Source organism: Devosia sp. UYZn731 (assembly GCF_040546795.1).
Classification (GTDB): domain Bacteria; phylum Pseudomonadota; class Alphaproteobacteria; order Rhizobiales; family Devosiaceae; genus Devosia.
Map to the genome: position 1 here is coordinate 325,939 of NZ_JBEPOL010000006.1, position 24,027 is coordinate 349,965.

Consider the following 24,027-nt stretch of genomic DNA (forward strand, 5'->3'; position numbering starts at 1 on the left):
AGTCAGAGGGATTAGGGGGTGAAACCAGCGCTGGTCGGTTTGTCCAATCTGCCGCCACAACCTCGTCCTTCCCGCGGGCTTGACCCGCGGGCCACCCTCAACACGGCGCGAGCGGTGGGAGGCCCGCGGGTCAAGCCCGCGGGAAGGGTGGTGGATGGGGTGGCGACAGTGGGAGCGCGATGGCGGTGTAGTGAGAGTGGCGACTGGATGCGGCGTCGTCGCCAGATCAGCCCAGCGCAATCATCGCATAAAGGTCGTCCCAGTTGGGATTGTCCTTTTCGATGAGCGCGTCCTTCCAGGCACGCGGCCAGTGCTTAATGTTGTGCTCGCGCTGCATTGCGCGATGCATGTCCTGGTAATCCTCGAAATAGACGAGCAGGTGGCATTGATGGTAGCGGGTGAAGCTCGGGACGACATCGTTGCGGTGCTCCCATGCGCGCCGCGGCAGATCGACCGTGGCGCCGACGTAGATGGTGCCGAAGCGCCGGTTTGCCATGATGTAGAGCCAGCCTGCCATGACGTTCAATAAATGCGGCGAGAGGCCCGCGGGTCAAGCCCGCGGGAAGGACGGTGGGTGGGGATATAGTCGAGGAAGGCCGTAAATATCCCTACGGCGCTGCGTCTCAGGCCTCCTTATATCCACGACCACCGTCCTGCCCGCGGGCTTGACCCGCGGGTCTCGGAGCGCAAGCACGAAAGCTGGTGACGAGGATAGTGGCCCGCGGGTCAAGCCCGCGGGAAGGACGGTGGGTTGCTGGTAGCTTGCGCTCCAGACCGAACCACCTTATTCATAGTTTAGAACAATTCTAAACTGTGAGCCGCCATGTTTTCCCTCCGTTTCGATCATCGCCGTGATTTTGCCTCGCTGGACGAGCGGGAAATTCTGGCTTTGGCGGTGACGGCGGAGGAGGAAGACGGGCGGATTTATTCGGAATTCGCCAGCCGGCTGGCGGCGCTCTATCCGGGATCGGCGGCGATCTTTGAGGGCATGGCGGCCGAGGAGGATGGGCATCGGCGGCGCTTGCTGGATCTTTATGTGGAGCGGTTCGGCACGCGGCTGGTGCCGATCAGGCGCGAGGATGTGCGTGGGTTCCTTCCGCGCAAGCCGATCTGGCTATTGAAGACGCTGACGCTGGAGGCGGTGCGGCAGCAGGTTTGGGAAATGGAGGAAGGCGCCTATCGGTTCTATCTGGAAGCCGCCAAGCAGAGCCAGGATGCCGGCATCCGCAAGCTGCTGGGCGATCTGGCGCGCGAGGAGCGCAAGCATGCCGATGCGGCCGACCGGTTGGATGAGAGCGAACTGGGCGCCGAGGGCCGCGGCAGCGAAAAGAGCGAGGCGCACCGCCAGTTCGTCCTGACCTATGTGCAGCCGGGCCTGTCCGGGCTGATGGACGGCTCGGTATCGACGCTGGCGCCGGTGTTTGCCGCGGCCTTTGCGACGGGCGATACGTGGCAGACATTTCTGGTCGGTCTCGCGGCGGCGGTGGGCGCCGGGATTTCCATGGGCTTTACCGAGGCGGCGGCTGATGACGGCAAGCTGACCGGGCGCGGCTCGCCCCTCAAACGCGGCATGGCGGCCGGGGTGATGACGGCCCTTGGCGGGCTGGGTCATGCTTTGCCCTACCTGATCCACGACTTTTTCACCGCGACGGCGATCGCCGTGGTGGTGGTGCTGATCGAACTATGGGCTATTGCCTTCATCCAGAACCGGTTTATGCAAACGCCATTCTGGCGCGCCGTCCTGCAGGTGGTGCTGGGGGGCTCGCTGGTGTTCGCGGCGGGCATCTTGATCGGTAATGCCTGAGAGGTATCGCGTTTGGAAATCCGGACTTTCAGGGGCGCTGACGGCACGAGGGTGTTTTACGGCATAACCGGACCGCGCGATGGGGTGCCGATCGTGCTGTGCCACGGGCTGGCGGCGAATGGGCGGCAGTTCGAGGCCGATGCGCGCTATTTTGCCGGGTTGGGCTACCGCGTCATCGTGCCCGATGTGCGAGGGCATGGCCGTTCGGAGTTTCCGGCGGGCTATACCAGGGCCGGCTTTGCCATTCCGGTGATGGCAGGGGATATGCTGGCCCTGCTCGACAATGCCGGCGTCACCGCGGCCCATTGGGTGGGCAATTCGCTGGGCGGGATCATCGCCTTGCAGATGCTGGGCATGGCGCCGGAACGTTTTTTGAGCCTGGGCCTGTTCGGCACCGCGTTCCGATTGAAATTGCCGGTCATTACCGGCCCGGTGTTTCCGCTGCTCTATCGGGTGCTGGGCAAGGGCTGGCTGTCGGAACTGACGGCCGTCAGCACGACGCGGGAACGCGCGGGGCGCACGCTGATCGCCGAGATGATCGCGGCCTTCGATCCGCGCGTGGGGCAGGCCATTACGGGGCATGTGCGGGCCTATGACCTGACCGCCAACGCGCTGGGCTGGAGCGGGCCGATGCTGATTCTGGTGGGGGGCATGGACCGGGCGGTCAATCTGGTGCTGAAGCCGGCACTCCGGCGGATCGGCGCGCGGGAGAACTGGCGGGTGACCGAGCTGCCCAATGGCGGCCATTGCGCCAACCTGGATGCGACCGAGCAGTTCCGGGCGGAGCTGCTCGGGTTTTGGGCGAGGGCTTAGGCGGCCAGCGGCGCGATGGCCAGCAGGATCCGCAGGCGCAACACGGTGCGGGTGACCAGCATGGTGCTGGAGAACGTCGAGATGGCGGCCATGGCAATGAGGAACGGAGCGCTGGCGGCGAAGGTGGGCGCCATGACGCCGGCGACGGCGCCCACATAGTGGGTGAGGAAAATGGCGAGGATCACACAGAGCGGGGCCCATTCGCCCGCAAGGCGGAGCTGGCCACCGCCCAGCGCGGTGGCGGGATTGCGGCGTTCGAGAACCAGGCCGGCGGCGACACCAGCAAGGGCGCCGACGGCCATGCCGGCGAGGGTGGCGCTCGAAAGGCCGGAGCCCGCAATGGAATAGGCGGAGACCAGCACGAGCGCGGCCGGCAGCAATAGCAGCTTGCCGAGGCCGACACTGCGCGGCTGGGCGCTCTTGAGGCCGCGCCAGACGAGCAGCGCCAGCACGAGCCAGACCCAGGCCGGGGTGTGAATGATGATCTGGGTGATGGCGGTGACGATTGCGGTCATGATGGATCTCGTTTGCTGTGGTCGCCGGACGTGGCGGACTTGTCGGCGGCCGGTGTGGCGCTATGCTTGGAGGCAAGCAAACCAGAATGCGCAAAACGAAAGCCCAGTACGTGAACGAACCGCCCCTGCATTCTGCGCTGCGTGAAATGCAGGCCAGCCTGAGCTCGCCGCGGGCGCTGACCGGCATGGCGGCGGCCAGTGTGGTGCTGGCGATTTCGGGCCCCTTCGATACGCTCAGCCAGTTCGACCTGCCGGGGCGGCTGCTCTATTGGCTGGCCATCGTGGTGCTGAGTTTCGTAAGCAGCCGGGCGGTGGCGCGCGTGACGCTGACTGTGTTGGCGAGCCGGGTCCAACACCCGGTACAGCGCGTCGTGGTGGCGAGCCTCGTCAGCAGCGTTCCGGCGTGGATCGTGGCCTATGGGGTGACGCTGATCGCCTCGCCCGGAGTGCAGGTGCCGCCGCTGCGGCTATGGTTTTATTGCCTGGTGGTATCTGGCGCCATGGCGGCAATGATGGTGGTGATGGCGCGCACCGAGCCGGTAGCGCCTATCGCATTGCCGGCAGCGCCGGAGCCGCCGCCAATCCTGCAGCGGCTAGCGCATCCGCAGCGCGGCAAGCTGCTGCATCTGTCGGTCTCGGATCATTACGTGGATGTCGTGACCGACAAGGGGCATGGACTGGTGCTGATGCGCCTGTCGGACGCAATGCGGGAGACTGGCAACGTCATTGGGTTGCAGATTCATCGGGGCCATTGGGTGGCGTTGGACGCGGTGCGGCAGGTGGTGCGCGCCAATGGCAAGGTGGCGCTGGAATTGCACAATGGTACGCGCCTGCCGGTGAGCCGCAGCTTCATGCCGGCGGCCAAGGAGGCAGGCCTGCTGATCTAGGAGCGCGCCTTGGCACGGGCCCGGTCGGCCTCGATGCGCTCAAGCTTTTCGGCTTTATTGGCGCGGGCCATGGCGTGGGCGGCGTCGCCGAGATGGTCGGTGCCCCGGGCTTTGGCGAGATCGATCTGGTGTTGGCGTTCGGCAGCGGCGGCGTGCTTTTGGATGTCGCCGGCGCAGTGGCGGCAGGAAATGCCGTCCCGGTGGGCGGGATCGGCGCGGTCTTCGGCGGTCAGCGGATGGCGGCAAGCGCGGCAGAGGGTGGCATCGCCGAGCGCCAGGCCATGGCCGACCGAGACACGCTCGTCGAAGACGAAGCATTCGCCCTCGAAGCGACTTTGGGCTTCGGGGACCTGTTCGAGATAGCCCAGAATGCCGCCCTTGAGGTGGAAGACTTCCTCGAAACCCTGGCTGAGCAGGTAGGACGAGGCCTTTTCGCAACGGATGCCGCCGGTGCAGAACATGGCGACTTTCTTGTCGCGGGCGGGATCGAGGTTTTGGGCGACAAAATCCTTGAACTCGGTGAAGCTCTTCGTCGCCGGATCGAGCGCCTTGGTGAAGGTGCCCAGCCCGACCTCGTAGTCGTTGCGGGTATCGACGAGGACGACGTCATTGCGCTCGATCAGCGCATTCCAGTCTTTCGGCTGCACATAGGTCCCGACCGTTTTGGCGGGATTGGCTTCGGGCGCGCGCAAGGTAACGATTTCGGATTTGAGGCGAACCTTCATGCGCAGGAAGGGCATGGTGGCGGCGGACGAGTATTTGATCTCGGCGCCGTCGAGGCGATTGGCGAAGAGACTATCGGTCTGCAAATAGTGCGCGAGCGCCTCGATAGCGTGAGGCGTGCCGGCGACGGTGCCGTTGATGCCTTCGGGCGCCAGGATCAATGTGCCCTTGATATCGCGGGCGCAGCAGAATTTGGCGAGCACCGGCTGGAGCGCTGCGGCATCGGGCAGATCGGCGAATTTATAGAGCGCCATGACCTTGTATGGTAGCTCGGCTTGGGGCAGATTGGCGCTCATATCAAATTGGATCGGGTGCATAGCGCCCGCTTCTAGCATCAGGCCGCGGCCCGCGCCAAGCGGGGGCTTGCCAGCCATCACCGTCAAACCTTTGAGAGGCACACCATGACCTATCGGTCCGATACCGCACGCTATGACACCATGCAATATCGCGCTTCGGGCAAATCCGGGCTGAAGCTGCCCGTGGTGAGCCTGGGGCTGTGGCAGAATTTCGGCGGCACCCGCGACTATCCCAGCGCCATGGAAATCCTCGGTCATGCGTTCGACGCCGGCGTGACGCATTTCGACCTGGCCAACAATTACGGTCCGCCCGCCGGTTCGGCCGAGGAGCTGTTCGGGCAGGTGCTGGCGCGCGATTTCCGGCCCTATCGCGACGAGATGATCGTTTCGACCAAGGCCGGCTATACGATGTGGCCGGGACCCTATGGCGACCACGGCAGCCGCAAGTACCTCATGGCGAGCCTCGACCAGAGCCTCAAGCGAATGGGGCTCGACTATGTGGATATTTTTTATTCGCACCGCTTCGACCCCGAGACGCCGCTGGAAGAAACCATGGGCGCGCTGGCGCAGGCCGTGCGCAGCGGCAAGGCGCTGTATGTGGGCATTTCCAGCTACCCCGAGAAGGAGACGCGCGAGGCCTATCGCATCCTCAAGGACATGGGGGTGGCGACGACTATCCACCAGCCGAGCTATTCGATGATCAATCGCTGGTTCGAGAACGACAACACCATCGACGCCTGCGGCGAGCTTGGCATCGGCGTGATCGCGTTTTCGCCGCTGGCGCAGGGTGTGTTGAGCGGCAAATACAATAAGGGCGCGGTCGAGGGCACGCGGGCGGAAGATCCAAACGGCTCCTTGCGCGCCAATGCGATCGAGCCGCGCGTGCTCGACGCTGTGGAGAAGCTCGGTGCCATCGCCCGCAGCCGTGGGCAATCCATGGTGCAACTGGCGCTGAGCTGGGTGCTGCGGCGTCCCGAAATGACTTCGGCGCTGATCGGCGTGCGCACGCTCGATCAGCTCAAGGACAATCTGGGCGTGCTGAATAATCTCAAGCTGAGCGCGGAAGAAATTGCCGCAATCGACGCGGCGACGGCGGGCGCGCAACTGGATCATAAGCCGCGCTGGTAGGTTCTCTCTTCCTTCTCGCCTTGCGGGTGAGGGGGCCTTTACTGGATGAGGGGCCTTCGACAGGCACCTCACCCAGTAAAGGCCCCCTCACCCGGCCCGCAAGAGCGAGCCGACCTCTCCCCGGAGGGGCGAGGTGAGGAAGGGGTGCCCCTACCCCAGCATCGACTGATGGCACATCACGCCGGCCATGGCGCCGCTGGCGAGGGCCAAGTTGAGATTGGGCATCAGGTTGGCGCTGTCGCCTGCGGCATAGACGCCAGTGAGGCTGGTTTCGTATCTGTCGGTGATCTTGATGTACGGACCCATCGGGCCGTCGACCGTTTCGAGGCCCAGGGCCTGGTGCAGGTTGGACGACGGCGCGCTACGGGTGTGGGCGAACAGCGTGTCGAGTTCGACGCGCGCACCATCGGTCAGCACGACGGCGCTGAGCTTGCCATTGGTGTGCGCCAGTTCGGCGACCTTGCCCTCCACCAGCGCAATGCCACGCTGGGCGAGCTTGTGGCGCTCGTCATCGGGGATGTCATTGCCATCGGTGAACAGCGTCATGCGGTCGCTCCAATCGCGGATCAAATTGGCGCCGTGCAGCGACATGGCGCTGGAATACAGCAGGCCCAGCCGCTGATTGGCGACTTCGTAGCCGTGGCAATAGGGGCACGGCACTACGGTATTGCCCCAGCATTCGGCAAAGCCGGGAAGGTCCACCATCACGTCGGTCTGGCCATAGGCGAGAATGAGGCGCTGGGCTTGCCGCTCCGTGCCCGCCTCATCGGTGACCGCAAAGCCGCCTTCGATGATCCGAGCGGACACGGCTTTGGCCTCGACAATGCTGGCGGTGGGATAGGCCAGCACATTGGCTTCGCCCTTCTGGCGGATGTCCCAGGGGCTGACGCCATCGAAACCCAAAAGGCCTTGGGCCGCATGGGCAAAACGGTTGCGGGGCAGTTTTGTATCGAGCACGGTGACGCGGCGGCCGGTGCGCACCAATTGCAAAGCTGCCGACAGGCCGGCAAAGCTGCCGCCGATGACGAGGACGTGGTCCATTGTTCAAACTCCGGGAATGGTCTTGTGGTCGTGGGCGCTGTTGCGCGCCAGATCGGCCAGGGAAATGCGCTTGAGCCGAGCCGCGAGCAGCGCTTCGGCATCGGCGAGAAAATCGGTCATGACGCGATCGACGGTGCGCACGATGGTGCAGGCGGTATCGCCGGGATCGCTTTCGGCGCGCAGCAGCAGGGTTTCGCCCAAGGCGGCGTGAACATCCTGCAGCGACACCTCGCCGGGTGCGCGCGTCAGCCGCCAGCCGCCATCATGGCCTTTGGCCGAGGAAACGATGCCCGCCTCGCGCAACTCGCCCATGACGCGGCGCACGACGACCGGGTTGGTCATCAGGCATTCAGACAGGATGGTGGATGTTATCGCCTCGGGCTTGTCCACGAGGTGAACGAGTGCGTGCAGGGCGACGGAAAGTCGGGCGGAGCGTTTCATGTAACTGTTAATGTTACATTCATGCGCATTCGTCAACCCTGATTGCCGAAGCGCAATTCCGCCTATGGGGCGTTTGGGCTAGATTGGATCAACACTGCCTCGGGGAGAGTTCCGATGAAAAACCTGCTTCTTGCCGCCGCCGCGCTGCTGGCTTTGGTCAGCCCGGCCTTTGCCATCGATCCGTCGCCCGAAGCGATTTCCAACACCTATAAATCCGGCAAGCCGGTGCATGTCGAGGATGTGCAGGCACTGATGCGGCAAGCGGAAATCTGGTGCTACAACGAGGACAGCGACACCTGCGACTGGGCCGAAATCTATCTCAACGTGGCGAGCGGCCCCGAGGGCGTGGTCTACGAATCCACCAATGCGTGGAACAGCGACACCGACGTGAGCTTTGTCGACAAGGCTCAGTTCGACGACAAGCTGCTGTGCGAATACGGTTATGACAAAGTGCCCTCGACCCGCGCCGTCAACCGTACCGACGGCAGCGTGATTGGCGGGCGCGCGCTGGATGCCTTGCGCGCCGAGGTCTATGCCAACCAGAGCGGCAATACCGACGACTGCTTCGACTATCTCTACCTGTCCTATGACGCGGCGGCGCAGACCATGGCGCTCAAGCAGCGCCAATATGTCGGTGGCGTCATCGACCCATCGCGGGAGGCGGACATCACGCTGCACTTCAACGCGGCCGACGTCGCCGGCCTGACGCAGCGCCCCTAACCGCTGGTGCCGGCGTCGGCAGTGCGATGTCGGCCCCCTATGACTGCGCGGCCAGCCATTCCGGATCAGGCTCGATCGGGGTGATCACATCGAGCAGCACGCCATTGGGGTCGGCGCAGATGAAGTGGCGCTGACCGAAGGGTTCGTCGCGCAAGGCCTGCAACACGGTCACGTTGGGGGCGAGGCGGGCATATTCGGCCGCCGCGTCGGCAACCTCGAAGCTGAGCAGTAGCCCGCTGGTCTTGTGCCGGCCGGCCGGCGGGATCGTGTCGTGGCGGTAGTCCATGATCGCCAGTTCCACGGTGCCGCCGGTGTGGGTGGCGCGCAGATGTACATACCAGGAACTGGCGAAGACGACCTCGAAGCCGAAATGGGTTTGGTAGAAGGCCGCAATGGGGGCGACATCGGCCACGAGCAGCACCGGATAGCTACCGGTCAGGTTCATCAAAGTCTCCTTGCGTTAGCGCTCTATAAATTACAAACTGTGTGTATCTAGTTTTTACATACAGAGTGTTTTTATGCAAGAGGGTTTGAAGCGGACGCAGGAGGAACGGCGGACCGAGACCATTCGGGCACTGCTTGCGGCGGCACGAAAATGCTTTGCCGATAAGGGGTATGTGGGCACGGGCACCCCGGAAATCGTGGCCGCTGCGGGCCTGACGCGCGGCGCGCTCTACCACCATTTTGCCGACAAGGCGGCGCTGTTCGCAGCCGTGGTGGAGGAGGAGCACGCATTGCTCGCCATGGCGATCAACGCCGCCAGTGAAAGCGAGGACGAGCCGGGGCCCGTCAAGGCGCTGATCGAGGGCGGCGACGCCTTTCTCACCGCCATGCAGGATGCCGGGCGGCGGCAGATCCTGCTGATCGATGCGCCAGCCGTATTGGGGCGCGAGGCACTGGACGCCATCAATGCGCGCTATGGGCTGCGTACGCTGATCGAGGGGGTGAGCGAGGCGATCAATGCCAAGTCGATCCGCGACCTGCCGGTCCTGCCCTTGGCGCACCTGCTGAATACGATGTTCGACCGCGCGGCGCTGGCGAATGCGGAGGAGCTGCCGGGCTATCGGAAAAGCATCAAGGCGCTGATCCGGGGACTGAAGATTTAGACTGCTTCACCTCTGCCTCCGGGGGAGAGGAGAGGTGAAGCGAGCGACGTCACGCCTGGGTATCGTTTGCTGCGGAAAAATTCCCCACCCTCGGTTCTTCCCGCGGACTTGATCCGCGGGTCTCTCGTCCCTTGTGCCGGGTTGAGAGTGGCCCCCGGATCAAGTCCGGGGGAAGGTCGGTGGGTGGGAGGCTTGGTGCCTCATTGGGAGGGTGACGACTTAGGTCGGACCAAGCCTACTGCGATGCCAATTCCAACCCCTCAACCCGCTTCGTCAGCTCCTGCACGGCGGCAATTAGGGGGGCGATGAAGGCGTCATACCGAAGACCCTGCTCGCTTTCGGGGTCGAGTGGGTCGGCCTGCACATGGCCGGCGAAATCGGCGCAGCCGAGTGTGTCGAGCACGGCTTTGACCTGCTGGGCCAGCAACCCGTAATGGGTGCGGCGGCCGGGACGCGCGGTGCCATCCTCGTTGCCGCCGACCAGCCAGCGATACGACACCGGCTGCAATGCCAGGATGAAATCGAGGCCAAGATCGGACGGCACGATATCGGTTTTCTGCCGCGCGTCCGAGGTCTGGATGGTGCCGGTGGCGGCCCAGACCGCGGACCAGCGCGCGCCGCTGGCGCCAAGCGTGATGGCATTGTCGGTGGCGGGACGCAGCGGAGCCACGAGGGTGATGCCGCCCGTGGCATTGTCCACCGTCATGGCGTTGAACCAGCTCGAACCATTGGCGCTGACCTTGAGGCGCCAAAAGTCGTCGCCCATCAAGCCCATTTCGGCGCGGCCCGAATAGCCGGTCTGGTAGAGCAGGCTGGCGGTATCGCCGGAGGCCGCCTTGTTGAGCTTGACCTGGTGGCCGTTGCCCGCATGGGTGAAGAGGCTGGAGGCGGCCGCCACGGCGAGGCGATTGGTGCTGTCGGCCCCGGTATTGATGCCCAGGGTTGGAATGCCCGCGCTGCCGTTGGAGGCGAGGGCCCTCCAGGCGCCGGCATCAAACACCAGGATGGCGTGTTCGGCCCTGGCGTAAACCTGCCAGCCCGGAGCGGGATCGTAGAACAGCCAGGCGCCGGCCTGGAAGGCGGCAATCTCATTGTCGTGGCCGGACCAGGCGCCGGTCGCGGACGGTCCGACGATATAGGCATCGCCGAGCAGGGGGGTAGTTGGTGGCGTGGCGATGGTGCGAGATTCAACGACGGGCTGCACGAGGGCGTCGAGCGCCTGCAGCGCCTCGTTGTGGGTCACATGCTTTTGTGCCTGTTGGGGCATGATGAAGGGCAGGCTGAGGCGGGAAGTTTCGTCCATGGGAGTCTCCGGTTGTGGCGGAGAGTCTAGGGCGAGGGCGTGGCGTGGGGATAAAGGGGATGGGTTGGGGCAGCCCGCCACCCCCACCTAGCCTCCCCCTGACAGGGGGAGGGACCGCGCCACTCCTGGAACTCGATCCAGTTCAATACGCCGTCAGGCTCCTCCCCTTCCAGGGGGAGGTTGGGTGGGGGTGCGCGGAGCCTCCACCTAAAGCACGAAGTCGTAGAGCAGTTTCACGTTCAGCGCGGCGATGACGACGGCGATGAACACGGCGATGGCGATGAGCCAGATCGGGGCGACGAGGGCGCCCATCTTGGTCTTGTCGGCGGTGAACATGACCAGCGGGAATACCGCGAAGGAAAGCTGCAGGCTGAGCACGACCTGGGTCAGGATCAGCAATTGCGCCGTGCCGCTTTCGCCGAAATAGATGGTGACCGCTGCCGCCGGAATGATGGCGATGGCGCGGGTGATCAGCCGCCGCAGCCAGGGGGCGAGCTGGATATTGAGAAAGCCCTCCATGACGATCTGGCCGGCCAGCGTAGCCGTCACGGTCGAATTGATGCCGCAGCAGAGCAGCGCGATACCGAACAGGGTGGGCGCAATGGCGAGGCCAAGCATGGGGGCCAGAAGGCTATGAACCTCGCCCAGTTCGGCCACATTGGTCTGGCCGGCGGCGTGGAAGGTGGCGGCGGCCAGGATCAGGATGGCGGCATTGATGCAGAGCGCGAACATCAGCGCGACGGTGGAGTCGATGGTGGCGAACTTGAGTGCCTCCTTCTTCTCGGGAATGGAATTGCCATAGTCGCGGGTCTGCACGATGCCGGAGTGCAGGTAGAGATTATGCGGCATGACGGTGGCGCCCAGAATACCGAGCGCCAGATAGAGCATTTCGGGATTGGTAACGATTTCGGTGGTCGGCGCGAAGCCGCGGATGACATCGCCCCAGACCGGATCGGCCATGGCAATCTGGACGATAAAGCAGGCGGCGATGACGGCGAGCAGGGCCACCACCAGCGCCTCGACCCAGCGGAAGCCGACACGCTGCAGGTAGAGAATGAGGAACACGTCGAGGGCGGTGATCAGCACACCGATTTCCAGCGGAATGCCAAAAATCAGGTTGAGGCCGATGGCGGTGCCGACGACTTCGGCAATGTCGGTGGCGATGATGGCCAGTTCCGCCATGGCCCATAGCACCCAGGCCACGGGGCGCGGGAAGGCATCGCGGCAGGCCTGGGCGAGATCGCGGCCGGACGCTATGGCGAGGCGGGCGCAGAGCGATTGCAGCACGATGGCCATGATGTTGGACACCAGCGCTACGGTCAGCAGCGCATAGCCGAACTTGGAGCCGCCGGCGAGCGAGGTCGCCCAATTGCCGGGGTCCATATAGCCGACGGCGACCAGATAGCCGGGGCCCACAAAGGCGGCGGCGCGGCGCCACACATTGCCGCTGACCTTGACGGTGCGATGCACATCGGCCAGCGAGGCCTCGCCACGGCCCTGGTTCCAGCCGGAGAATACTTTTGGCGCGCGCGCTTCAATGGTCATGGCGCCACCGCGATCGAACGGGCGATGATGGTGGTTTGGCGGGAGGAGAAGGCTTCGACGGCAGGCTGGGCGACCAGGCCCGGGACGGCAAATCTACGGCGATGCATCGAAAACTCCAAACCGGCTCTGCGACATAAGTATTGCAGTTGCAAATGATTTGCAACTGCAATGTCGAAGGGCCGATAAGGTTGCAGATTGTATCTGCGATGACGATGAGACGGTCAGGCCGCGTTGGCGCTCGCCGCGACGCCGTCCAGAGCAGCCATGGTATCAGCCGTCAGGTCGAGATCGGCTGCGGCGAGGTTTTCCCGCAGATGCGTGACCGATGAGGTGCCGGGGATCAAGAGGATATTGGGCGCGCGCCGCAGCAGCCAGGCCAGTGCGACCTGCATGGGCGTAGCGCCAAGGCGCTGGGCAACGTCGGACAAGCTCGAGGATTGCAGCGGGCTGAAGCCGCCAAGCGGGAAGAACGGCACATAGGCGATGCCCTGCCGCGCCAAATCGTCGATTAGCGCGTCGTCGCCACGATGGGCCAGATTGTATTGGTTCTGCACGCAGACGATCTTGGCGATTTTCTGCGCCTCGGCGACCTGGGTGGCGGTGACATTGCTCAGGCCGATATGGCGCACCAGGCCCTGCCGTTGCAGATCGGCGAGGACGGTGAGGGTCGGCTCGATCGAGCCTTCGGCGGGACCGTGAGTGTCGAACATGACGCGGAGGTTGACGACGTCGAGCACGTCGAGGCCGAGATTGCGCAAGTTGTCATGCACCGCTTGGGTCAGTTGTTCGGGCGCGAAGGCGGGATTCCATGAGCCGTCGGTGCCGCGCAGCGCGCCGATCTTGGTGACAATGACCAGCTCGTCCGAATAGGGCGCCAGCGCCTCGCGGATAATCTGGTTGGTGACGTGCGGGCCATAAAAGTCGCTGGTGTCGATGTGGTCGACGCCCTGGGCGATGGCTTCGCGCAGCACGGCGAAGGCCCCGTCACGATCCTTGGGCGGGCCGAAAACGCCGGGACCGGCAAGCTGCATGGCGCCGTAGCCGAGCCGCTTCACACTGCGGCCGCCGAGGGGGAATGTGCCGGATTTTTCGATGCTGGATTCGATGCTGGACATGAGGATCTCCTGGAAAGGACGCCATAGATAGAGGTTGCATCTGTTTTCGATAACCGGACACAATCGGCACGGGTTGTGCGGAAGAGCGAACAATGAAAACCGATCTGGGCGATCTGAATGCCTTCGTGGCCGTGGCGCGGGCCGGTGGTTTTCGCGAGGGCGCCCGCGCCAGTGGTGGCAGCGCCTCCGCGTTGAGCGAGGCAGTGCGGCGGCTTGAAACGCAGCTTGGTGTGAGGTTGCTTAACCGCACGACGCGCAGCGTGGTTCCCACTGAAGCCGGGCAGGGCCTGCTGGACCGCCTGAGCCCGGCCCTGAACGAAGTGGAAGCGGCACTCGACGTGGTCAACGGCTTTCGCGACCGGCCGGCAGGTCTGTTGCGCCTCAATGTGCCGGGCAGCGCGGCGCGGCTGGTGCTGCCGCGGATCGTGCCGCCATTCCTCGCCGCCTATCCCGATATCAGGCTGGAAATCATCACCGAGGAAGGCTTTGTCGACGTGCTGGCCGTGGGCTGCGATGCTGGCATTCGCTACGAGGAGCGGCTGGAGCAGGATATGATCGCGGTGCCGATCGGGCCGCGCACCCAGCGTTATGCGCTTGGCGCGGCACCCAAATATCTCGATCGCCACGGGCGGCCGCAGCATCCGCGCGACCTGCTGGATCATGCCTGCCTGCGCAGTCGCTTTTCCGGCCGGGCGATGGCGCCGTGGGAATTCCATCGTGATGGCGAGGTCGTGCGGATCGATGCCACCGGGCCGCTGATCGTGCAGGCCGGCGGCGGCAGCGACCTGGCCGTCGACGTCGCGATAGCGGGCGGCGGCATTGTGGGGCTGTTTGAGGATTGGCTGCGCCCCCATTTCCAGAGCGGCACCCTCGAACCTGTGCTGGAGCCGTGGTGGCAGCGGTTTTCGGGGCCGTTTCTCTACTATCCCGGACGCCGCCTGGTGCCGGCCCCGCTGCGGGCCTTCGTGGATTTCATCAAGGCATCGGCGGAGTAGCCCCGACGCAACTATTCAGGTCGGAGGCCGGGCGACAGCGAGGTTAAAATCGGGACCCCCATAGAGCTTCTCGAGCCGCATCCACATCGGAACCAACTGCTCCATGGCGCGGCAGGCAGTGAGGTCGCCAAGGTCTAGGATGTTCTGCCACCCGAAAGCGCGTAGCAGTTCGGTGACGTCGGCTTTGGCAGCCTCGTCATTGCTGGCGATAAAGACGCTGTGCGCAGCGCCGAGGCTGGCGGGGTGGACCATCAGGTGGGCGCTGACGCTGTTGAGGGTTTTGACCAGCCGCACTTTTGGGAACGCGGCCTGAATTGCTTCACCCAGTGGGGTGATGATGGGCTGGTCGACGGCTGACTCGTAATTGCCGATATCGATGAGGATTTTGCCATCGATATCGCAGCCGCGCAGGCTCTCTATGGCGTGTTCGCCCGGCATGGCATCGACGATCCATTCGCCGTGGCGAGCCGCTTCTGCGTGAGTGCCCACTTTCAGGCCGAGTTTGTTGGCGTTCTTGCCACCGGGCTCGCGCGAGCCCAGCATGACATCGTGACCCAATGCGGCCAGCTTGCCCGCAATGGTGCTGCCGACTTGTCCTGTACCCATGACACCAAATCGCATGATCGACCTCCTTCGGTTTGCACTCACCAACACGTCACGGCGGCGGGCGTTCCACATCCTCGTTGGGAGACAAGCATTTTTGAAATCCATTTGACATAATAAATCCCCGGTGCAAGTCTCGGCCTTGGAGGGACTGGCATGGTGTTGAGGGGCACAAATCAGGAGCAGGCGCGGCCGTATAACCGGCGCATCGTGCTCGAGTGCATCCGTAGTGACGGGGCGGCAACGCGCGGCGATATCGCCGAGCGGGTCGGGCTGACCGTGCAGACGGTTTCCACCATCGTGCGCGAACTGGAAGAGCAGGGTTACCTGCTGTCGGTGCGCGAGAAACCCAAGGGGCGCGGGCTGCCACCGACGACGCTGCATCTCAATCCGGATGGCGGCTATGTCATCGGCATTTCGGTAACGCCGCTCGGGGTCGATGCCGCTCTGCTGAATCTCGTCGGCGACATGCTGGGCAGTGCGGCGCGCAGTCATCCGCATCCCACCCCCAATGATGCCTTCCGGCTGATCGCCGAACTGGTCGCCGAAATGCGGGCGCTGCGTCCTGACGGGCGCATATTGGGTGTCGGCTTTGCCATGCCCGGTCCGTTCGATGTGCAGGCCATGAGCTTTGTCGGACCGACCACGCTGGACGGCTGGTCCGGCGTGCCGGTGCGGGCGCGGCTGGAGGAAGTTTCCAAACTCCCGGCGTTCATCGCGGTCGATACGGTGGCCGCGGCGGTGGGCGTGCGGCTTTATGGCGAAGGCGCGGGGATGGCGCAGTTCTATTATCTACACCTGGGCGTGGGCCTGGGCGGCACCATGATGCAGGACGGCCTGCCGGTGCGTGGCGCCTGGGGCAATGCGGGCGAAATCGGCCACATCCCGGCGGTGCCGGGCGGGCTGCCCTGCCCCTGCGGCAATGCGGGGTGCCTGGAGCGCTATCTGTCGCTCGACAGTTTCAGCAATCGGCCCAGGGGGCAGAGCCCGGCGGAATGGGTGGCGGCGGTGACGCCGATCTTCCACGGCGCCGTGCGGACGATCGAGAACCTGTTCGATCCGCAGACGATCGTGCTCGGTGGCATCGCGCCGGACGAGCTGATCCAAGCGCTCGTGGCAACGACCGGCAGCCTGCCCACATCCATTTCCAGTCGCTACGACCGCACCACGCCCCGGGTCATCGCTTCGGTGGGGCACCAATCGGTGTTGCGCGGCGCGGCGGCTTTGGCCGTGTCCGGGGTGCTGTCACCCCGGCAGGAGCTGGCAATCTCATCCGATCGCGTGCGCAAGCGCGATCCGTTCAGCAACGGAATGGCCGCATGACCGAAAACCTGCTCGTCCTCGACAATATCACCAAGAACTACGGTGCCGTGCAGGCCCTGCAGGGCGTGTCGTTTTCCATTGCCAAGGGCGAGGTCATCGCCCTGCTGGGCGATAATGGCGCGGGCAAGTCGACGCTGGTCAAGATCATCTCCGGCGGGCTCGAGGCCACCTCCGGCAGCATGACCTTCGAGGGCAAGGAGTTCCGGCCAAAGTCACCGTCGCAGGCCAAGGCGGCGGGGATCGAGACGGTCTACCAGGACCTGTCGCTGTGCACCAATGTGGACGTGGTGGCCAATTTCTTCATGGGCCGCGAGCTGACCAAGTCCATCATGGGCATTCAGGTGCTCGATGAAAAACGCATGGAGGAGCAGGTCGCCAAGGCGATGGCCAGCGCCGGCACCCGCATTCCGTCATTGCGCACCAAGGTGGAGCATCTGTCGGGCGGCCAGCGCCAGGCAATCGAGCTCAATCGGTTCGTGCATTGGGGCGGCAAGCTGGTGCTGCTGGACGAGCCATTCGCGGCCCTCGGCGTCGAGCAGACCAAGCGTGGGCTGGAGATGATCCGGCAGGTGGCGGCGCAAGGGATCGGGGTGGTTATCATCACCCACATCATGCAGCAGGCGTTTCAGGTCGCCGACCGCATGGTGGTGATCCGCCAGGGCGTAGTGGCGGGCGACGTGCCACGCAAACAGACAAACGCGGACGCAGTGATCGGCATGATCACGGGCGAGACCCTTGCCGGTGCCGGACCGGGCATGGGCGCGGGGCAGTAGAATTCCGGTTCAGAGGAGCGACGAATTGAGACACTTGTTGAAATACGGCATGGTTCTCCTGGCCGGTATGGCCGCCTTGCTGCACCCCGCCTATGCCCAGGACAAGGGCAAAGTCTACTACATGGTCCCCACCCTGATCGATGAGTTCCAGACCGGCTCGGTCAGCGCGATCGAAATGTTCCTCAAGCAGGTTGGCTATAGCGTGACCACGCTCAACGCCGACAACAAGACCGACTTGCAGCAGAGCCAGATGAACGACGTCATCGCGCTCAAGCCCAAGGCGATCATTTTGGCCGCCGTGGACTTCAACGCGCTGGCCCCGTCCGTGGAGGCCGCCCGCGCAGCCGGCATTCCAGTGGTCGAATTCGATCGGCAGATTTCCTCGACCATGTCGGACTTCACCTCGGTGGCGGGCACGGTGGAGATCGGCTATGTGGCGGCCGAGCAGGTGCAGCGCCTGCTGACCGAGAAGAATGGTTCGGTGAAGGGCAAGGTGCTGCAGGTGCTGGGCGATCCCGGGGATCCATACACCCTCGACATCCAGAAGGGTTTTGAGGAGCGCATGGCCAAGTTCCCCGAAGTGACCATCATCAGCCAGCCCGCCATGCAGTGGGAAGCCAGCAATGCCGGCACCATCGTGTCGGATCAGCTCTTGGCCAATCCCGATATCGACATCGTCTTCAGCCATGCCGCTCATCTCTCCGTGGCAGCCGTTGCCTCGCTGGAAGCGGCCGGCAAGAAGCCGGGCGAGGTCTATGTGATGAGCTCGAACGGGGCGCCGGTGGCGCTCGACCTGATCCGTCAGGGCTGGATGCAGGTGGAAGTGGAGCAGCCGCTCTACGCCCAGGCCGCCGCCATCGCGATGTTCATGGATAAGATCGTGGCCAAGACCAAAATCGAGCCGGGCGAATACGACGTGCTTGGCCTGAAGTCGACGGTTACCGACGAGGCCTGGGGACCGACCATCAAAATCCCAGGCGCCGCGATCACCAAGGATAATGTCGATGATCCGTCGTTCTGGGGCAATCTCAAGCCGCCCGCAACGCCGGTGACCTCGGTCCCGTAATCGCCATCCGCTCCTCCCGTTCGCGGGAGGAGCCCCCATTCTCAATCAGATGAGTCCGCGATGCCGCCACGCCAACGCAAAGTGCTCGAATTCGTCCTCGATAATCTCGTCTGGTTCATGCTGCTGGCCGTGCTGGCGATCTTCTCGGCCACCATTCCGAATTATTTCCAGCCGGGCATTTTCGCCAACGTCATCGAGCAATCGAGCGTGTTGGGGGTGATGTCGATCGGGCTGGCACTGGTGATCATCGCCGGGCACATGGACCTGTCGGTGGAATCGGTCGCGGCGCTGAGCGCGATGGCGACCGGCATCCTGTTCGCATCGTCCGGCATCGGCATGGGGATCACGCTGACGCCGGGTTGGCTGGTGGTGCCGGTGTCGCTGGTGATCGGCCTCGCCGTCGGCGCAGTCATCGGCGCGCTCAACGGCTATCTGGTGATCAAGATCAAGATGAATGCGTTCATCGTGACGCTATCGAGCTACATCTGGGTGCGTGGCCTTGTCGTGGCCGCCTCGGGCGGACGCTCGGCGCAGAACCTGGCACCGGACCTGCGGTTTCTGGGCATCCAGCGCTTCTTGGGCATTCCGCTGACGGCCTACATCGCTATTCTGTGCTTTGTCGGCTTCTCGTTCATGATGGCCAAGACCCGGTTCGGACGGCATCTGATCATGATCGGCGGCAATGAGGCCGCGGCCTTCCGTGCCGGCATCAAGGTCGACAAGGTGCTGATGATCGCCTTCGTGCTGTCGGGCGCCATCGCGGCGCTGGCGGGGTGGATTTTGGCGATCCGCACTTCGGGGGCCACCGCCAATCTGGGCACCGGCCTGTTGTTCAACGCCTTTGCGGCCGTGGTGATCGGCGGCGTCAGCCTCAAGGGCGGCGTCGGGGCGCTGCCGGGGGTTTATGCGGGCGTGCTGCTGCTGTCCTCGATCAATACGGCGATCAACCTGATGGGCCTGCCGGCGCATTATACCCAGGTCATCCATGGGCTGCTGGTGCTGGCGGCAGTGCTGCTCGATACGCTCAAGCAAACTATTCGAAAGAGACTGGCATGACCGGACGGCTGGCGGGGAAAACCGCGCTCATCATCGGCATGGCGCAGGGCATCGGCAAGGGCATTGCGGAGCGCTTTGCCGAGGAAGGTGCCAACCTGGTGCTGGCCGACTGGGAGGAAGCCGCCGGACGCAAGACTGCCGACGAGCTGGGCGCGCAGTTCATCCATACCGATATCTCCAAAATGGTGGATGCCGAGGCGGCGGTGGGGCTGGCGCTGTCGAAGTTCGGCCGACTCGACATTATCGTACAGAATGCCGGTATCTATCCGTGGCAGTTGATCGAGGACACCTCGTCCGACGATTGGGACCGGGTGATGGGGGTGAACCTACGCGGCAGTTTCCACGCCGCCAAGGCCGCGCTCAAGCCGATGCGGGCGCAGGGTTACGGGCGCATCCTCTTTACCTCATCGATCACCGGGCCGCATGTAACCAGCCCCGGCCATGGGCATTATTCGGCCACCAAGGCGGGGATCAATGGGTTCATCCGCTCGGCGGCGCTGGAATTTTCGGGGTTCGGCATCACCGTCAATGGCGTCGAGCCGGGCAATATCATGACCGAGGGCATGCAGGAGCATCGTGGCGACGCCCATATTGCCTCAATGGTGGCGGCGATTCCGCTGGGCCGGCTGGGCAGCGTGCGCGATGTCGCCAACGCGTTCCTGTTCCTGGCCTCGGACGAGGCCAGCTATATTACCGGCACCACGATCGTGGTGGATGGCGGGCAGTTGCTGCCCGAAGGTAATGATTTTAGGATCGTCCCAACGGGCGTCTAAGCCGCGGAGGACGATGCATGTATTACGCCATTCTGGCCTATCACGAAGAGGGCGTGGTCCAGTCCTGGACCGAGGAAGAAGACAAGGCACTGATGGTCGACCTGCTCGAGGTCAACGATCGGCTGGTCGCGAACAAGCAGTTGGGACCGGCCGCACGGCTTGGCCCCACCCAGGGCGCCGTGACCTTGCGCGGCAAGGGCGCCGGCACGGTCACCGACGGCCCCTTTGCCGAAACCAAGGAGCAGTTGCTCGGCTTTTATGTAGTGCAATTCCCCAGTATCGAAGACGCGATTGCGGCGGCGCGAGATTTGCGGCGCGCCAATCCCACCGCGGTTTATGAAATCCGGCCGGTGATGCTCTATGTGCCCGGGGCGGCGCTGGCTTAGCGGGCAGCCGCCGGTCAGAGAGCCCCCACCCTAACCCTCCCCCTTGAGGAGAGGGTTAGGGTGGGGGTGTCGTGGCATCAAGGTGCCGAATGCAAAGTGATGGGGCGCGGAGGCTTCGACACCCCACCCCCAGCCCTCCCCTCAAGGGGGAGGGAGCAGCTCGGGGCTTGCCGATTGCAGCGACGAGACGAACATCAAACCAGATTGATGGTCACATCGATATTACCGCGCGTGGCCTTGGAATAGGGGCAGCCTTCATGCGCGGCGTCGACCAGTTTGCGGGCGGTCTCGGCATCCAGACCCGGCAGGCTGACGTTGAGGCGGGCCTGGAGCTGATAACCGTTGGCATTCGTGCCGAGATCAACTTCGGTATCGACGCTCAGGTCGGGCGGCAAGCTCACCTTGAGGGCGCGGGCAGCGCCACCGAGCGCGCCGATATAGCAGGCCGACCAACCAGCCGCGAACAGCTGCTCCGGATTGGTGCCGGTGCCATTGCCGCCGGGCGTAGACAGCTTGATATCGAGACGACCATCGGAGCTGGCCGAGGCGCCGTCGCGGCCGCCGGTGGTGTGGGTCTTGGCGGTATAGATGACTTTTTCGATGGCGGTGATGGTCATGGTATTGTCCTTCAGGTTCGGTTGACTACTTAATTATCGTAATAATCATTATCGTGATGCAGCTTGTGTCACAGCCTCGCCGGACGTACAAGCGAGAAAATGCTTATTGCGATAATTATTTCGCCAGGAGGCAGCCATGAGTGCCGTCAGAACCAGCCTTGGGGAGGCCAGCCCACTCTCCGATTTCCTGTGCTTTTCGATCTATTCGGCCAATCTGGCCTTCTCGCGCGTCTATAAGCCGGTGCTGGAGGCGCTGGGGCTGACCTATCCGCAATACATTGCGCTGATCGCGCTGTGGGAAGACGATGGGCAGACCGTCAAGGGGCTGAGCGATCGCCTGTTCCTCGAACCCAGCACGGTGACGCCGATGCTCAAGCGGCTGGAGGCGATGGGCTATGTGACGCGGACGCGAGGGGTCGAGGATGAGCGGATCGTGCGCATCAGCTTGACCGAAGCGGGACGGCTGGCGCGCGAAAAGGGCATTCCGTTTGCCGCGGTGACCGCCAAGGCCTCGGGACTGAACCGGGACGAGTTCGCCATCCTGCAAAAAGGCATCAGCAATCTGCGCAGTAACCTGATGGCAGCGGCCCGAGCAGACGCATAAGCCTGACGCGCAAATAAAATCGCGCCGCATGTCGAAACTGCCTGCCGTCCGTCGTCATCAGGGCAGGCAATTGCCGTTGGTCGGCAGGGCCAGCATCATTGCGTCATGAGCAAGCAGAGCAGGGACACGGCATGTCTGGTTCAATTCTGATCCGCGGGGCGCGGGAGAACAACCTCAAGAACGTGTCGCTGGATATTCCCAAGCGGGCGATCACGGTGTTCACCGGGGTTTCGGGATCGGGCAAGAGCTCGCTGGTGTTCGGCACCATCGCGGCGGAAAGCCAAAGGCTGATCAACGAGACCTATCCGGCCTTCGTGCAGCAGTTCATGCCCCATTACGGGCAGCCGGACGCCGACCTTCTGGAAAACATCTCGGCGGCGATCATCGTCGACCAGCAACGACTGGGCGGCAATTCGCGCTCGACCGTAGCCACCGTGACCGATGCGGCGCAGATGCTGCGGGTGGTGTTTTCGCGGCTGGGGGAACCGCGGCTGGGCTCGCCGGGGCTCTATTCCTACAACGATCCGCGCGGCATGTGCCCCGATTGCGAAGGCATCGGGCAGGTGGCCGCGATGGTTATGTCCGCAGTGATCGACGAGTCCAAATCGCTCAATGCCGGCGCGCTGCTGCCCAAGGATTACGCCGTCGATACCTGGTATTGGGAGATCTACAAGAACTCCGGCCTGTTCGACATGGACAAGCCGATCGCCAAGTTCACCGCCGAGGAGCGGGAGAACTTGTTCAATCTCGATGACGGTCGCAAGATCAAGGTTGGCAAGATCGGGCTGACCTATGAGGGGATTGTCACCAAGCTCAAGAAGGGGCTGGGGAGCAAGGACCCCGAAAGCCTGCAGCCGCATGTGCGGGTGGAGTACGACCGGATTTTCACGCGGGCGACGTGTCCGGCCTGCCACGGCGCGCGGTTGAATGCGGCGGCGCTGGGCAGCAGGGTCAATGGCCGGAACATTGCCGAATGCTCGGCCATGCAGGTGTCGGACCTGGCGGTCTGGGTTGATGCCAAGAGCGTGGGGCCGATGCTGAATGCACTGGCGCTGCGGCTGGAGAACCTGGTCACTATCGGCCTGGGTTATCTGAGTTTGGACCGGGAGAGCTCGACGCTATCGGGCGGGGAAAGCCAGCGGGTCAAGATGGTGCGCCATCTCGGCTCGTCGCTGACGGACATTACCTATGTTTTCGATGAGCCGAGCGTGGGCCTGCATCCCCATGATGTCGGAAGGCTGGCCAGGCTGATGCAGCAATTGCGCGACAAGGGCAATACGGTGCTGATCGTCGAGCATAAACCCGACATGATCGCCATTGCCGACCATGTGGTGGATATGGGCCCGTTCGCCGGCAGCAAGGGCGGCGAGATCGTCTATCAGGGCGATTATGCGGGGCTGCTCACCTCCGGCACCCTGACCGGCAATCACATGAAGAAATACCAGCCCCTCAAGACCAAGCTGCGCAAGAGCGATGGTGTGCTGGAGATCAAGGGCGCCAAGCTCAACAATCTCAAGGACGTGTCGGTCAAGCTTCCACGCGGGGTTTTGACGGCGGTGACGGGGGTGGCTGGATCGGGGAAATCATCGCTGATCCAGGGGTGTTTGCCCAAGGCCTATCCCGATACGGTGATCATCGACCAGAACCTCAGTCGCGGCTCGACGCGTTCCAACACGGCGACCTATACGGGCATCCTCGACACAGTGCGCAAGGCCTTCGCCAAGGAGAATGGCGTCGAGGCGGCACTGTTTTCGGCCAATTCCAAGGGCGCCTGCCCCGACTGCAAGGGACTGGGGGTGATCTATACGGACCTGGCGCATATGGACCCGGTCGCCAGCGTTTGCGAGACCTGCGAGGGCAAACGCTTCACCGAAGAGGTGCTGCAATATCATCTGCGCGGCAAGACCATCAGCGATGTCTACAGTTTCGCCGTGGACGAGGCGGTGGCGTTCTTCACCGAGCCGGCGATTGCCAAGATTCTCAAGGGTCTCGATGATGTGGGGCTGGGCTATTTGACGCTGGGGCAGCCGCTCTCGACACTGTCGGGCGGCGAACGGCAGCGGCTGAAGCTGGCGGCGGAGCTGGGCAAGAAGGGCAATATCTATGTGCTGGACGAGCCGACCACGGGCCTGCACATGCATGACGTGGATACGCTGATCGGGCTGTTCGACCGGCTGGTGGATGCGGGGAGCACGGTGATCGTGATCGAGCACAATCTGGACGTGGTGTCGCGGGCGGATTGGGTGATCGATATGGGGCCGGGCGCCGGTCAGGATGGCGGCACGGTAGTGTTCGAGGGGACGCCCGAGGAGCTGAGCAAGGATAAGGGGCTAACGGGACGGGCGTTGGCGGGGCGGGGGTAACTTCACCTCTCCCTTGGGGGAGAGGTCGACG

At 63.8% G+C, this 24,027-nt stretch carries 26 protein-coding genes; 15 read left to right on the forward strand and 11 right to left on the reverse strand.

All coding sequences use genetic code 11. From position 1 onward, the window contains the following. Window positions 1-226 precede the first annotated feature (226 nt). Window positions 227-517, reverse strand: a complete 291-nt coding sequence (locus ABIB57_RS16900) for a GIY-YIG nuclease family protein (RefSeq protein ID WP_354042295.1) — start codon at window positions 515-517, stop codon at window positions 227-229. 306 nt (window positions 518-823) lie between these two features. On the opposite strand from ABIB57_RS16900, the gene mbfA reads away from it, so the two are divergent. Together mbfA and ABIB57_RS16910 are read left to right on the forward strand one after the other, a co-directional pair. After that, the gene (gene mbfA, locus ABIB57_RS16905; RefSeq protein WP_354042297.1) at window positions 824-1,804 is read left to right on the forward strand and encodes an iron exporter MbfA; all 981 of its coding nucleotides are present in this window, start codon (window positions 824-826) and stop codon (window positions 1,802-1,804) included. Window positions 1,805-1,816: 12 nt separating this feature from the next. Further along, on the forward strand, window positions 1,817-2,617 hold the full coding sequence (locus tag ABIB57_RS16910; RefSeq protein WP_354042298.1) for an alpha/beta fold hydrolase: 801 nt from the start codon (window positions 1,817-1,819) through the stop codon (window positions 2,615-2,617). Here the strand turns inward: ABIB57_RS16910 and ABIB57_RS16915 are convergent. Further along, entirely contained in the window at window positions 2,614-3,132 is a 519-nt protein-coding gene (locus ABIB57_RS16915) for a DUF6622 family protein (RefSeq protein ID WP_354042299.1), read from the reverse strand. The two genes, ABIB57_RS16910 and ABIB57_RS16915, sit on opposite strands and share 4 nt — an antisense overlap. A gap of 110 nt (window positions 3,133-3,242) precedes the next feature. On the opposite strand from ABIB57_RS16915, the gene ABIB57_RS16920 reads away from it, so the two are divergent. Then, window positions 3,243-4,019 (forward strand): LytTR family DNA-binding domain-containing protein, encoded by a 777-nt coding sequence (locus ABIB57_RS16920; protein ID WP_354042301.1) that lies wholly within the window; start codon window positions 3,243-3,245, stop codon window positions 4,017-4,019. Here ABIB57_RS16920 and trhO read toward each other — a convergent pair. Continuing rightward, window positions 4,016-5,038, reverse strand: a complete 1,023-nt coding sequence (trhO, locus tag ABIB57_RS16925) for an oxygen-dependent tRNA uridine(34) hydroxylase TrhO (protein WP_354042442.1) — start codon at window positions 5,036-5,038, stop codon at window positions 4,016-4,018. The two genes, ABIB57_RS16920 and trhO, sit on opposite strands and share 4 nt — an antisense overlap. A gap of 105 nt (window positions 5,039-5,143) precedes the next feature. Here trhO and ABIB57_RS16930 point away from each other — a divergent pair, with 105 nt between their 5' ends. Further along, the gene (locus ABIB57_RS16930; protein ID WP_354042302.1) at window positions 5,144-6,166 is read left to right on the forward strand and encodes an aldo/keto reductase; all 1,023 of its coding nucleotides are present in this window, start codon (window positions 5,144-5,146) and stop codon (window positions 6,164-6,166) included. A 150-nt stretch (window positions 6,167-6,316) separates the two neighbouring features. Here the strand turns inward: ABIB57_RS16930 and ABIB57_RS16935 are convergent, their stop codons facing one another. Together ABIB57_RS16935 and ABIB57_RS16940 are read right to left on the reverse strand one after the other, a co-directional pair. Further along, a complete protein-coding gene (locus ABIB57_RS16935) occupies window positions 6,317-7,207 on the reverse strand; it encodes an NAD(P)/FAD-dependent oxidoreductase (RefSeq protein ID WP_354042304.1) in 891 nt (296 codons plus the stop codon). Window positions 7,208-7,210: 3 nt separating this feature from the next. Further along, complete coding sequence (locus ABIB57_RS16940) at window positions 7,211-7,648, reverse strand: Rrf2 family transcriptional regulator (RefSeq protein WP_354042305.1); 438 nt, start codon at window positions 7,646-7,648, stop codon at window positions 7,211-7,213. A 114-nt stretch (window positions 7,649-7,762) separates the two neighbouring features. On the opposite strand from ABIB57_RS16940, the gene ABIB57_RS16945 reads away from it, so the two are divergent. Continuing rightward, window positions 7,763-8,368 (forward strand): hypothetical protein, encoded by a 606-nt coding sequence (locus tag ABIB57_RS16945; protein ID WP_354042307.1) that lies wholly within the window; start codon window positions 7,763-7,765, stop codon window positions 8,366-8,368. 37 nt (window positions 8,369-8,405) lie between these two features. Here ABIB57_RS16945 and ABIB57_RS16950 read toward each other — a convergent pair whose 3' ends face one another. Further along, on the reverse strand, window positions 8,406-8,813 hold the full coding sequence (locus ABIB57_RS16950; protein ID WP_354042308.1) for a VOC family protein: 408 nt from the start codon (window positions 8,811-8,813) through the stop codon (window positions 8,406-8,408). 73 nt (window positions 8,814-8,886) lie between these two features. Between ABIB57_RS16950 and ABIB57_RS16955 the strand changes: the two genes are divergently transcribed. Beyond that, the gene (locus ABIB57_RS16955) at window positions 8,887-9,474 is read left to right on the forward strand and encodes a TetR/AcrR family transcriptional regulator (RefSeq protein WP_354042309.1); all 588 of its coding nucleotides are present in this window, start codon (window positions 8,887-8,889) and stop codon (window positions 9,472-9,474) included. Between the two features lie 235 nt (window positions 9,475-9,709). Here ABIB57_RS16955 and ABIB57_RS16960 read toward each other — a convergent pair whose 3' ends face one another. From ABIB57_RS16960 to ABIB57_RS16970, 3 genes are all read right to left on the reverse strand, one after another. Then, window positions 9,710-10,777 carry a DUF2793 domain-containing protein gene (locus tag ABIB57_RS16960; RefSeq protein WP_354042311.1) on the reverse strand — a complete coding sequence of 356 codons (1,068 nt, stop codon included), beginning with the start codon at window positions 10,775-10,777 and terminating at the stop codon, window positions 9,710-9,712. Between the two features lie 207 nt (window positions 10,778-10,984). Next, window positions 10,985-12,322 (reverse strand): Nramp family divalent metal transporter, encoded by a 1,338-nt coding sequence (locus tag ABIB57_RS16965; protein ID WP_354042312.1) that lies wholly within the window; start codon window positions 12,320-12,322, stop codon window positions 10,985-10,987. 221 nt (window positions 12,323-12,543) lie between these two features. After that, a complete protein-coding gene (locus ABIB57_RS16970) occupies window positions 12,544-13,437 on the reverse strand; it encodes an aldo/keto reductase family oxidoreductase (RefSeq protein ID WP_354042314.1) in 894 nt (297 codons plus the stop codon). A 92-nt stretch (window positions 13,438-13,529) separates the two neighbouring features. Here ABIB57_RS16970 and ABIB57_RS16975 point away from each other — a divergent pair, with 92 nt between their 5' ends. Continuing rightward, window positions 13,530-14,432 carry a LysR family transcriptional regulator gene (locus tag ABIB57_RS16975; protein ID WP_354042315.1) on the forward strand — a complete coding sequence of 301 codons (903 nt, stop codon included), beginning with the start codon at window positions 13,530-13,532 and terminating at the stop codon, window positions 14,430-14,432. 15 nt (window positions 14,433-14,447) lie between these two features. Here the strand turns inward: ABIB57_RS16975 and ABIB57_RS16980 are convergent, their stop codons facing one another. After that, window positions 14,448-15,053 (reverse strand): NADPH-dependent F420 reductase, encoded by a 606-nt coding sequence (locus tag ABIB57_RS16980; RefSeq protein WP_354042316.1) that lies wholly within the window; start codon window positions 15,051-15,053, stop codon window positions 14,448-14,450. 138 nt (window positions 15,054-15,191) lie between these two features. Here ABIB57_RS16980 and ABIB57_RS16985 point away from each other — a divergent pair, with 138 nt between their 5' ends. Genes ABIB57_RS16985 through ABIB57_RS17010 form a run of 6 tightly spaced genes read left to right on the forward strand, consistent with a single transcriptional unit; the run spans window position 15,192 to window position 20,412 of the window. Then, entirely contained in the window at window positions 15,192-16,358 is a 1,167-nt protein-coding gene (locus ABIB57_RS16985; RefSeq protein ID WP_354042318.1) for an ROK family transcriptional regulator, read from the forward strand. Continuing rightward, entirely contained in the window at window positions 16,355-17,131 is a 777-nt protein-coding gene (locus tag ABIB57_RS16990; RefSeq protein ID WP_354042319.1) for an ATP-binding cassette domain-containing protein, read from the forward strand. Before ABIB57_RS16985 ends, ABIB57_RS16990 begins: the two co-directional genes overlap by 4 nt. A gap of 49 nt (window positions 17,132-17,180) precedes the next feature. Beyond that, window positions 17,181-18,197 (forward strand): sugar ABC transporter substrate-binding protein, encoded by a 1,017-nt coding sequence (locus ABIB57_RS16995; protein WP_299723257.1) that lies wholly within the window; start codon window positions 17,181-17,183, stop codon window positions 18,195-18,197. A 60-nt stretch (window positions 18,198-18,257) separates the two neighbouring features. Continuing rightward, window positions 18,258-19,253 carry an ABC transporter permease gene (locus ABIB57_RS17000; protein WP_354042320.1) on the forward strand — a complete coding sequence of 332 codons (996 nt, stop codon included), beginning with the start codon at window positions 18,258-18,260 and terminating at the stop codon, window positions 19,251-19,253. Then, window positions 19,250-20,026 carry an SDR family NAD(P)-dependent oxidoreductase gene (locus ABIB57_RS17005; RefSeq protein ID WP_354042322.1) on the forward strand — a complete coding sequence of 259 codons (777 nt, stop codon included), beginning with the start codon at window positions 19,250-19,252 and terminating at the stop codon, window positions 20,024-20,026. Before ABIB57_RS17000 ends, ABIB57_RS17005 begins: the two co-directional genes overlap by 4 nt. 17 nt (window positions 20,027-20,043) lie before the next feature. Beyond that, window positions 20,044-20,412 (forward strand): YciI family protein, encoded by a 369-nt coding sequence (locus tag ABIB57_RS17010; RefSeq protein WP_354042323.1) that lies wholly within the window; start codon window positions 20,044-20,046, stop codon window positions 20,410-20,412. 194 nt (window positions 20,413-20,606) lie between these two features. Here the strand turns inward: ABIB57_RS17010 and ABIB57_RS17015 are convergent, their stop codons facing one another. Next, window positions 20,607-21,029, reverse strand: a complete 423-nt coding sequence (locus ABIB57_RS17015) for an organic hydroperoxide resistance protein (RefSeq protein ID WP_354042324.1) — start codon at window positions 21,027-21,029, stop codon at window positions 20,607-20,609. A gap of 136 nt (window positions 21,030-21,165) precedes the next feature. Between ABIB57_RS17015 and ABIB57_RS17020 the strand changes: the two genes are divergently transcribed. Both ABIB57_RS17020 and ABIB57_RS17025 read left to right on the forward strand, forming a co-directional pair. Then, on the forward strand, window positions 21,166-21,633 hold the full coding sequence (locus ABIB57_RS17020; protein WP_354042326.1) for a MarR family winged helix-turn-helix transcriptional regulator: 468 nt from the start codon (window positions 21,166-21,168) through the stop codon (window positions 21,631-21,633). Window positions 21,634-21,764: 131 nt separating this feature from the next. Further along, window positions 21,765-23,996 (forward strand): ATP-binding cassette domain-containing protein, encoded by a 2,232-nt coding sequence (locus tag ABIB57_RS17025; protein WP_354042327.1) that lies wholly within the window; start codon window positions 21,765-21,767, stop codon window positions 23,994-23,996. Window positions 23,997-24,027: the final 31 nt, after the last annotated feature.